Raw genomic sequence first — 10,710 nt, 5'->3', positions numbered from 1 at the left:
CAAAACAAACGGGTGCTGCACCAGCTTTTATTGTGTTACGTGAGGGAGGTCACCCCGCGTGTGGGGTGACCCCAAGGTTGGGGGAATTGGTCGAGGGGGGGGTGGGGCGGGTGGCGGGGGGGGGGGCCGCAGGGACGGGGCGACCGGACTTACATGGACGTACTTGCGGGGTCCCCCGCAACCGGACCCACCCCGACTCCCCACATGAAACCGGCTTCTGCTGTTGCTGTTGCTGTTGCTCCAGCTTGTAGCAGGTGCAGGGCGCAGCCCTGCCGCCCCCCCTTTCATGCTGCGCCGCAGAATGCATTCGGCTGAACCTGCATGCTCTACTTGAATCGATCTAAATCCACGGTCTGGTGGGTCGGGCGTCATTCCAGGGGGAGCCTTCTGCCGGTCCAGGCAGAGCTCAGCGGAACGGTGCCGGACGGCCCCGGCCGTATGCCTCCGCGTCATCGACTACAGGAACCCGACATGCGTCCAGTGCCGTCCGCTCCCGCCGTCCCATTGTCCTCGCGCCCGCTGGCGCGCCTGGCCTGCCTGCTCGCACTGTCGGCGTCGCCGATGCTGCTGCAGGCCGCGCCGGCTGCGCTGGAGCGCGAGGTCAACACCTTCATCGGCAGCAAGGACGACGGCAACACGTTCCCGGGCGCGTCGGCGCCGTTCGGCCTGATCCAGGTCAGCCCGATCGGCAGCCACTATTCGGGCTGGCGCTACGACGACGAGAAGATCCGCGGTTTCGGCCACTCCTTCATCTCCGGCGCGGGTTGCTGGGAGCAGGGCGGCCAGGTGTCGGTGCTGCCGGTGACCGGTTCGATCGGCCCGGGCGGCGATTTCGATACCGGCAACGCCAAGCAGTTCGACCACAAAGCCTATGCCGCGTCCTACACCCATGACGGCGAGATCGGGCAGGCGGGCTATTACAAGGTGCGGCTGACCAGCTACGGCGGCATCGACGCAGAAACGACCGCGCGTACGCGCGCCGCAGCCGAGCGCTACACCTTCAGCCAGCGCCAGGGCGATGGCCACGTGCTGGTCAACGTCGGCCAGGCCAATGAACGCCACTCGGTGATCGGCAGCGTGGTCGATGTGGTCGGCGACCGTGTGGTGGAAGGCAAGCTGGTCACCAAGAGTTTCTGTGGCGGGCACCAGTACACAACCTGGTTCCGCATCGAGTTCGACCGTCCGTTCAAGGCGCATGGCACCTGGGGCGAGGGCGGTGGCCTGCCGGGCGCGCGACACAGCATGGAAGGCGAGCAGAAGCCGAACGGTGCCTGGCTCAGCTTCGACCTGGCCAAGGGCCAGTCGGTGACGGCGGTCAGCGCGATCTCGCACGTGGATGCCGAAGGTGCGCGCATCAACCTGCGCGCGGACGGCATGCAGGGCGGCGCACTGCTCGGTTTCGACCGCATGCGTGCGCTGTCCCAGCAGTCGTGGCGTGAGCAGCTGGGCCGGGTGCGCGTGCAGGGCGGCAACGCCGACGACCGTGCCGTGTTCTACAGCGCGGTCTACCATGCACTGCTGCAGCCGATGACCGGCAACGACGCCGACGGCCGCTACCGCGGTTATGACGATGGCATCCACCGTGCCGACGGCTGGACCTACTACGAGTACTTCTCGCTGTGGGATACCTACCGCGCGCAGAACCAGTGGCTGGCACTGACCCGCCCGGACGTGGCGCGTGACATTGGCCGTACCCTGCTGGCGATCGACGAGCAGGGCGGTTGGCTGCCGCGCTGGGGCTATGCCAATTTCGAGACCAACATCATGACCGGCGATCCGGTCACGCCGTTCATGGTCGACCTGTGGCGCTTCGGTGCACTCAAGGGCCGTGAATCGCAGGCGTGGGATGCGCTGCGCCGCAACGCGTTCGGCACGCCGCCGCTGAACTCGCGCATGGCCGGCCGTTCCGGTAATCCGACCTATCTGGACAAGGGCTATGTGGTCTACGACCGTGCGTTCCCGTCCAAGGGCATGGACGTCGATCCGCACCATGGTGGTTCGGCCACCTTGGAATACGCGCTGGCCGACTGTGCGCTTTCGCAGATGGCCGATGGCCTCGGCCACGCGCAGGACGCGGCGACGCTGCGTGAGCGCGGCCGCAACTGGCGCAAGGTGTGGGACCCGCAGGTGCGTGACGCCGAGACCGGCTTCACCGGTTTCCCGCGCCCGCGCACCGAAGATGGCCAGTGGTACACGCCGGCCGATGGCCACTACAGCCCGCGCTCGCATCACGGTTTCCATGAAGGCACGGCGTGGCAGTACCAGTGGCTGGCGCAGCAGGACGTGCCGGGCCTGGTCGAGGCGATGGACGGCCGCGAACAGGCCGGCCGCCGCCTCGATGCCTTCTTCGCGATGGACGCGCTGCAGGCCGATCCGCTCAACGCCGCCCGCAAGGAGTGGGTGGTCGGGCCGTACAGCTACTACAACCAGTTCCGCTACAACCCCAACAACGAGCCGGATCTGCACTCGCCGTGGCTGTATACGCTGATCGGCCAGCCGTGGAAGACCGCGGCCGTGGTGCGTGCCGCGCAGCAGCTGTTCACCAATGCGCCCAACGGCGTGACCGGCAACGATGACCTCGGCACGATGTCGGCCTGGTACCTGTTCAGTGCCATCGGCGTGTACCCGGCGGTGCCGGGCAGCGGCCAGTTCCTGCTGCACACCCCGCGCTTCAGCAAGGTGGAAGTGGACATGGGCAATGGCCGCACGCTGCGCATCGATGCGCCGGGTGCCGATGGCCGCCGCCTGCAGTACGTGCAGGGCGTACAGGTCGATGGCCAGACGCATGCACCGGTGTGGCTGGACTGGAACCGGCTGCAGCAGGGCCCACGCCTGCAGTTCGCACTCGATGCGAAGGCGCCGGAGCAGGGCTGGGGCACGGCGGTGAAGGACCTGCCGGTATCCTGGTGCGCGGCACCGGGCAGCCAGCTGCGCTGAGACGGACTGTGCCGTTCGCGGTGACCCAGCGAACGGCACGGCACGACAGGGCCCTGATCCATTAGGCTTGAGCATCCAGCGGAGTCCGGGAAGACGATGAACGACAACGGCAGCAGTCCCAGCAAGCGCGCCGGCAAGGCGGTGACGGTGACCGACATCGCGCGTGCCATCGGCGTGTCACGGGCAACCGTGTCGCTGGTGCTGCGCGGCAGCCCGCTGGTCAACGTCGATACCCGCGCCAAGGTCGAGGCCGAACTGCGCCGCCAGCGCTATGTCTACAACCGCGCGGCGGCCAACCTGCGCCGGCGCACGTCATCAAGCATCGCGCTGGTGATCAACGATCTGTCCAACCCGTTCTTCGCCGAATTCGCCTCCGGTGTGGATGAGGCGCTGGGTGGACGCGGCTACGTGACCCTGCTGGGCAGTACCGGTGAATCACCGGAGCGCCAGCAGGCGGTGCTGTCCACGCTGATGGAGCACACCCCGGCCGGCCTGATCCTGTCGCCGGCCGAGGGCAGCGATACCGCGCTGCTGCGGCAGGCACTGGGTGCCAATGCCAACGTGCTGCTGTTCAACCGCGAGCTGGACGGGGCCGACTGGGATTTCCTGACCCTGGACAACCAGCACGGCGCCTATCTGGCCACGCGCCACCTGATCGAACGCGGCCATCGCCAGATTGCCTTCTTTGGCGGCCACGCCGCATCGAGCTCGTGCCACCAGCGCCGTGCCGGTTTCCAGCAGGCGCTGGCCGAAGCGGGGCTGTCGCTGCCGCCGGGCTGGATGATCGAGTCGGCGCCGAACCGCCTGGAAGCCGCGGCGCGCACCGATGAGTTGTTTGCCGACGGCCATCGCCCGAGTGCGGCGGTCTGCTACAACGACACCGTCGCGCTGGGCCTGATGCTGGGCTTGAATTCGCGCGGCATCCGCCCGGGCGGCGACTTCGCCGTTACCGGTTTCGATGATATTTCCGAGGCGTCGGTCGCGGTGCCGCCGTTGACCACGCTCACCGCCGATCCGCGCGAACGTGGCCGGCAAGCTGCGGCGCTGCTGCTGCAACGACTGGACGAACCGGACGCACCGCCACGGCGCACGGTCGCGCCGGTGCAGTTGCGCATCCGCGAAAGCAGTGCCGCACGACCGAACTGATTTCTTCCAGACACCCCTTCCACGCAACAACGACCTTCCGCGCATCGAGGCGCGTACCGCATGCCGATCTCCGCAACGCCCCGTCCATCGGGTTCTTCGGGCAACGCACCCGCCGTCACCAACGGCAAGGCGCTGGCCGTGGTCACCACGATCTTCTTCATGTGGGGCTTCCTGACCTGCCTCAATGACATCCTGATCCCGCACCTGAAGGCGGTGTTCGAGCTGAACTACGCCAAGGCGATGCTGGTGCAGTTCACCTTCTTCGGCACCTATTTCCTGATGTCGCTGCCGGCAGGTCGCCTGGTGGCGGCGCTGGGCTACAAGAAGGGCATCGTGGCCGGCCTGGTGATCGCCGGTATCGGCGCGCTGGGCTTCTGGCCGGCGGCCGAGCTGCGCGTATATGGCGCCTTCCTCGGTGCGCTGTTCGTGCTGGCCACGGGCATTACCGTGCTGCAGGTCGCTGCCAATCCCTACGTCGCGCTGCTGGGCCCGGAGCAGACCAGCTCCAGCCGCCTGACCCTGGCGCAGGCACTGAACTCGCTGGGCACGGCCATTGCGCCGATCTTCGGCGGCATGCTGATCCTGTCCAACACGGTCAAGAGCGCCGATGAACTGAGCGCGCTGCCGGCCGCCGAGCAGCTGGCCTACCGCGCCGCTGAGGCGCAGGCCGTGCAGGGTCCGTACGTGGGCCTGGCGGTGGCGCTGGTGCTGCTGGCACTGTTTGTCTTCCTGTTCCGCCTGCCGGCGCTGAGTGACGCCACCGAGCAGGCTGACCAGGGCCATCACCACAGCTATCTGGATGCGCTGCGCAAGCGCCACCTGCTGCTCGGTGTGCTGGGCATCTTCTTCTACGTCGGTGCCGAAGTTTCGATCGGCAGCTTCCTGGTCAACTACCTGTCGATGCCGAGCATCGGCGGCTTCAGCGAACAGGAAGCCACGCACTACGTGTCGGCCTACTGGACGATGGCGATGATCGGCCGCTTCGCGGGCTCGGCGCTGCTGGCGCGCTTCTCGCCCAGCCGCCTGCTGGCGATCTTCGCGCTGGTCAACGTGGCCCTGCTGGCCACGACCATGCTGACCTCCGGCAGTGTCGCGCTGTATTCGGTGGTGGCGATCGGCCTGTTCAACTCGATCATGTTCCCGACCATCTTCGCGCTGAGCATCGAGCGCCTGGGCCCGCTGACCAACAAGGGCTCCAGCCTGCTGATCATGGCCATCGTCGGCGGTGCCGTGGTGCCGTACCTGCAGGGCGTCCTCGCCGATCACATCGGTGTGCAGGGCAGCTTCATCCTGCCGTTGCTGTGCTACGGCTACATCATTTTCTACGGACTGGTCGGCGCACGTACGCCGGCTTCCGCAACGCAGGGAGGCTGAGTCCGGAATGGGTGCCATTGTTTGCTTCGGCGAAATTTTGATCGATCTACTAGCGCAACCGCCGGCCTCGGCCGACACCCCGCGCGCGTTCCTGCAATACGCCGGCGGTGCGCCGGCCAACGTCGCCGTGGCCGCCGCACGGCTGGGCGCGAAGACCCAGTTCGTCGGCATGCTGGGCCGTGACATGTTCGGTGACTTCCTGGCCGACAGTCTGGTCGAGCACGGCGTGGGCACGGATTACATCGTGCGTACCGACGCGGCGAAGACCGCGCTGGCCTTCGTCGCGCTGGATGCCAACGGCGAGCGCAGTTTCAGTTTCTACCGTCCGCCGGCGGCCGACCTGCTGTTCCGTGACAGCGACTTCCAGGCTGCGTGCTTCGACAGCGCGCAGTGCTTCCACGTCTGTTCCAACAGCCTGACCGAGCCGTCCATCGCCGAGGCGACCTTCGCCGGCATGGAGCGCGCCCGTGCCGCCGGAGCGGTGGTCAGCCTCGATCTCAACCTGCGCCCGGCACTGTGGCCGGCCCACGAAGATCCGACGCCGCGCCTGTGGCAGGCGCTGGAACGCGCCGATCTGGTCAAGCTGTCGCGCGAGGAGCTGGATTACCTGGCGGCACCGCTGGGTACCGATGGCGAGGCGGCGGTGCTGAAGCGCCTGCTGGCCGCGCAGGCGCGTTGGGTCATCGTCACCGATGGTGCAGCCACGCTGCACTGGTACACCCGCGACAACCACGGCACGGTCACCAGCTTCCGCGTGGCCACGGTCGACACCACGGCGGCCGGCGATGCCTTCGTCGGTGGTGTGCTGGTCGGCCTGTTGGAGCGCGGCGGGGCGGGTGCTGGTTTCGCCGCGTTCTGCCAGGACCCGGAGGCGATCACCGCCACGCTGCGCTTCGGCGCCGCCGTGGGGGCGCTGGCGGTTACCCGCAAGGGCGCGTTCGCCGCGATGCCCTCGCTCGATGAAGTGCAGCAGCTGCTGCAGGCCCAGGACATTACCGCATGAGCACCTCGCCCGATTTCCGTTCGCCCGTGTTCCTGCGTGCACACATCGCCGACACGATGGCGTTCTACCACCCGCGCTGCGTTGACCCGAACGGCGGCTTCTTCCACTACTTCCGGGATGACGGCAGCATCTACGATGCCAGCCACCGCCATCTGGTGAGCAGCACCCGTTTCGTCTTCAACTACGCGATGGCCTACCGCGAGTTCGGCAATGTCGAATACAGGGAGGCCGTCGAGCACGGCGTGCGCTATCTGCGCGAGGTGCACCGCAATCCGGCCACCGGCGGCTATGCCTGGACCCTGCGCGACGGCAAGGTCGAGGACGACATGAACCACTGCTACGGTGTGGCCTTCGTGCTGCTGGCCTACAGCTGCGCGCTGAAGGCGGGTGTGGAGCAGGCCCGCCAGTGGATGGACGAGACCTGGCAGCTGCTGGAAGCGCGCTTCTGGGAGCCGCAGCACGGCCTGTACAAGGACGAAGCCGACGGCCAGTGGAACTTCACCGGCTACCGCGGCCAGAACGCCAACATGCACATGTGCGAGGCGATGCTGGCGGCGTTCGAGGCCAGTGGCGAGCAGCGCTATGTCGAGCGTGCGCTGCAGCTGGCCGACAACATGACCCGCCGCCAGGCGGCCAAGGCCGGGGGGCTGGTCTGGGAGCACTACGATGAGAACTGGGAGATCGACTGGGACTACAACCTGGACGACCCCAAGCACCTGTTCCGCCCGTGGGGCTTCCAGCCGGGTCACCAGACCGAGTGGGCCAAGCTGCTGCTGATCCTCGATCGCCATGTGCAGGCCGACTGGCTGGTGCCGACCGCGCAGCACCTGTTCGACGTGGCCGTGGCGCGCAGCTGGGACGACGCGCGAGGCGGCCTGTATTACGGCTTCGCACCGGAATCGCGCCGGCAGCCGGGCATGGATGGCGCGCCGATCGGTGGCGACAGCTTCGTCTGCGACGACGACAAGTACTTCTGGGTGCAGGCCGAAACGCTGGCCACCGCCGCACTGATGGCCAAGCGCACCGGCGATGACCGCTACTGGCAGTGGTACGAGCGCATCTGGGCGTACTCGTGGGAGCACTTCGTCGACCATCAGTACGGCGCCTGGTTCCGCATCCTTGATGCCGACAACCGCAAGTACAGCGACGAGAAGAGCCCGGCCGGCAAGGTGGATTACCACACGATGGGTGCGTGCTACGAAGTGTTGAACGTCGTGGGCTGAAGATCGTTCGAATGCAGTAGTGCCAGGCCATGCCTGGCAATCCGGAATCGGTAGCGCCGGGCCACGCCCGGCGGAAAAACAGGAGCTTCGCGTGCATCGTCTTTCCCTCGTTGTCCGTTTGCTCCTGCTGCTGATCGCGGCCTCTGTTTTCCCGGCAACTGCAGCGTCTTTGCAGGCACAGTGGGAGTTCCGCATGCTGCCCGGCGATGCCGAGGGCGCAGCCCACCCGGGCCTGCAGCAATGGCGGGCGGCGAAGGTGCCGGGCAGCGTGCACACCGATCTGCTGGCGCATGGGCTGATCCGCGATCCGTACGTTGGTGCGCCTGAGGCCGAACTGCAATGGATCGGCCTGGCTGCCTGGGAGTACCGCGCCCACTTCGACGTGGATGCGGCGACGCTGGCCAAGCCCAATGCCGAGCTGCGCTTCGATGGGCTGGATACCTATGCCGCAGTCAGCCTCAACGGCAAGCCGCTGCTGCGTGCGGACAACGCGCACCGCACCTGGCGTGCGCGCGTGGAAGGGCGCCTGCGGGCGAATGGCAATGAACTGCAGATCGTGTTCCGTTCACCGATCCGCACACTGCTTCCCGGTGTACAGACGATGCCGCACAAGATCGCCGGCAACTATCCTTCGCCCTATGGGGATGAGCCCAAAGACGCGATGGTCGGCAACTTCGCGCGCAAGCCGGCCTACCACTTCGGCTGGGACTGGGGCCCGCGCTATGTCACCGCCGGTGTCTGGCGTGGGGTCGACCTGCAGGCCTGGGATGCGCACCGCCTGACCGATCTTGCCGTGCGCACCGATGCATTGAGCGCGGAGCAGGCGAGGCTGGCGGTGCTGCTGCAGGTGGAGCAGGGCGCTGCAGCCGGCTCGGCAGTAGTGAGTGTGGACGTGCGCGATCCTCAGGGCCGCAGCGTGGCCCAGCAGCAGCGCACGGTGCTGTTGAAGCCGGGTCAGAACGCTGTCGAACTGCCGGTCGAACTGGCCAAGCCACAGCGCTGGTGGCCGGTCGGCCATGGTGCGCAGGATCGGTATACCGTGCAGGCCCGCCTGGATGATGGCGCCGATGCAGCGCTGGCACGCGAGCAGCGCATTGGCCTGCGCACGGTTGAACTGCGCCGTGAGGAAGACAGCAAGGGCGGCCAGGGCTTCGCCTTCGTCATCAATGGCGTGCCGATCTTCGCCAAGGGCGCCAACGTGATTCCGTTCGACGCCTTCCCCGCCCGTGTCGATGCCGCGCGCCTGCGCCAGGTGCTGACCGCCGCGCGCGACGCCAACATGAACATGCTGCGCAACTGGGGCGGCGGTTACTACGAGGACGATGCGTTCTTCGACATCGCCGACGAGCTGGGCCTGCTGGTCTGGCAGGACTTCATGTTCGGTGGCGGCATGCAGCCGGGCTACGATCCGGCCTTCCGTGCCAGCGTGGTGGCCGAGGCGCGCGACAACGTGCGCCGCCTGCGCCATCACCCCAGCATCGTGCTGTGGTGTGGCAACAACGAGGAAGAAACCGCCTGGAAGGACTGGGGCCACGGACGCGACCTGAAGGCCGCTGACCCTGCGTTTGCAGCGAAGGTCTGGCAGGGCTATGTCGACCTGTTCGGCGACGACCTGCGCCAGGTGGTGGGCGAGGAGGGGTTGGGCGTGCCGTACTGGTCCAGCTCGCCCAGCAACGACCTGGATGAAAAGGCGAACGATTCCACCCGCGGTGACAAGCATTACTGGCAGGTCTGGGGCAATCCGGCGCTGCCGGTGCAGGCCTACCTGCGTGAGACCCCGCGTTTCATGTCCGAATACGGATTGCAGGCGTGGCCGTCGGTGGCGACGGTGGACCAGATCGCCACCCGTGCCGAGCAGCGCATCGACAGCGCGGTGATCCGCGCGCACCAGAAATTCATGGCTGGCGAGGGCAACAGCCGCCTGCTGCACTACATCGAGCTGGGCTATGGCACGCCGAAGGACTTCGAGGACTTCGTCTACCTCAGCCAGGTGATGCAGGCCGATGGCATCGCACTGGCCGCGTTGCATCATCGCGCGTCGCGGCCGTATACCATGGGCTCGCTGTACTGGCAGCTCAACGACGTCTGGCCGGGTGCTTCATGGTCCAGCGTGGACTACTTCGGTCGCTGGAAGGCGTTGCACTTCGCCGCGCGGCGCTTCTTCGCACCGGTCACGCTGGCGGCATTGCGTGATGAGGGCAGTACGCGGGTGCGCCTGATCAATGATGGCGCTGCCGCAGATGCACGATGGCGATTGCGGGTGATGGATGTGGACGGCAAGGTGCTGCGCCGTCGCGAGGACGCGGTGACGTTGACGGCGGCGGGTGTCACCTCGATCGGTGATTTCCGCGATGCCGAGCTGCTGGCCGGTGCTGACCCGAAGCGCACCGTGGCGGTGTTCGAGCTGCTGCGGGATGGCAATGTCAGTGCGCGCCAGGTGGTCGGTTTCGTCGAGGCCAGGGACCAGGTGCTGCCGCGGCAGAAGCTGAAGGCCACGCTGTCCATTGAAGGCGACCACTACCGTCTGCGCCTGGAGAGCGCGGCTTACGTGCGCGCGACGTGGATCGATTTCGGTGCGCTGGACGTGCAGGTCGAAGACAACCTGCTGGACCTGCTGCCGGGCGAAACCCGCGATATCGCGGTGCGTGGCCCGGTGGACCTGACGACGCTGCGCGAAGCAATGAAGCTGAAGACCCTCAACGATCGTTGAGGGCAGCGTATCCAGCATTGGTAGGTGCCAACCTTGGTTGGCACACCCGGAACATGCCAACCAAGGTTGGCATCCACCAGACGCGGAGCCGGGCAGGTGCGGACCGCTGGTCCGCACACCTCGATCGTTGAGGGCGGCGCATCCTGCTTTGGTAGGTGCCAACCTTGGTTGGCACACCCGGAACATGCCGACCAAGGTTGGCATCCACCAGACGCGGAGCCGGGCAGGTGCGGACCGTTGGTCCGCACACCTCGATCGTTGAGGGCGGCGCATCCTGCTTTGGTAGGTGCCAACCTTGGTTGGCACACCCGGAACAT

The 10,710-nt window shown here is 66.9% G+C and carries 6 protein-coding genes; all 6 read left to right on the top strand.

Features of this window, described 5'->3' with window-relative positions; all coding sequences use genetic code 11:
• Nucleotides 1-471: 471 nt before the first annotated feature.
• The 6 genes from EKL94_RS21180 (at nt 472) to EKL94_RS21155 (ending at nt 10,393) form a co-directional block, all read left to right on the top strand.
• The gene (locus EKL94_RS21180; RefSeq protein ID WP_126930525.1) at nt 472-2,937 is read left to right on the top strand and encodes a GH92 family glycosyl hydrolase; all 2,466 of its coding nucleotides are present in this window, start codon (nt 472-474) and stop codon (nt 2,935-2,937) included.
• A gap of 96 nt (nt 2,938-3,033) precedes the next feature.
• Nucleotides 3,034-4,083 carry a LacI family DNA-binding transcriptional regulator gene (locus EKL94_RS21175; protein WP_049424705.1) on the top strand — a complete coding sequence of 350 codons (1,050 nt, stop codon included), beginning with the start codon at nt 3,034-3,036 and terminating at the stop codon, nt 4,081-4,083.
• A gap of 60 nt (nt 4,084-4,143) precedes the next feature.
• On the top strand, nt 4,144-5,457 hold the full coding sequence (gene fucP, locus EKL94_RS21170; protein ID WP_126930524.1) for an L-fucose:H+ symporter permease: 1,314 nt from the start codon (nt 4,144-4,146) through the stop codon (nt 5,455-5,457).
• A gap of 7 nt (nt 5,458-5,464) precedes the next feature.
• Nucleotides 5,465-6,460, top strand: coding sequence for a carbohydrate kinase family protein (locus tag EKL94_RS21165; protein ID WP_126930523.1), 996 nt, complete (start codon nt 5,465-5,467; stop codon nt 6,458-6,460).
• Complete coding sequence (locus EKL94_RS21160; RefSeq protein ID WP_126930522.1) at nt 6,457-7,683, top strand: AGE family epimerase/isomerase; 1,227 nt, start codon at nt 6,457-6,459, stop codon at nt 7,681-7,683. The genes EKL94_RS21165 and EKL94_RS21160 overlap by 4 nt, the downstream gene beginning before the upstream one ends.
• 91 nt (nt 7,684-7,774) lie before the next feature.
• Nucleotides 7,775-10,393 (top strand): beta-mannosidase, encoded by a 2,619-nt coding sequence (locus tag EKL94_RS21155; RefSeq protein WP_126930521.1) that lies wholly within the window; start codon nt 7,775-7,777, stop codon nt 10,391-10,393.
• Nucleotides 10,394-10,710 lie beyond the last annotated feature (317 nt).

Origin of the sequence: Stenotrophomonas maltophilia, from assembly GCF_003970865.1 — a bacterium.
Classification (GTDB): domain Bacteria; phylum Pseudomonadota; class Gammaproteobacteria; order Xanthomonadales; family Xanthomonadaceae; genus Stenotrophomonas; species Stenotrophomonas maltophilia_AR.
Note: the sequence above shows the minus strand (reverse complement) of the source record. Positions and strands in the feature narration are given on the sequence as shown.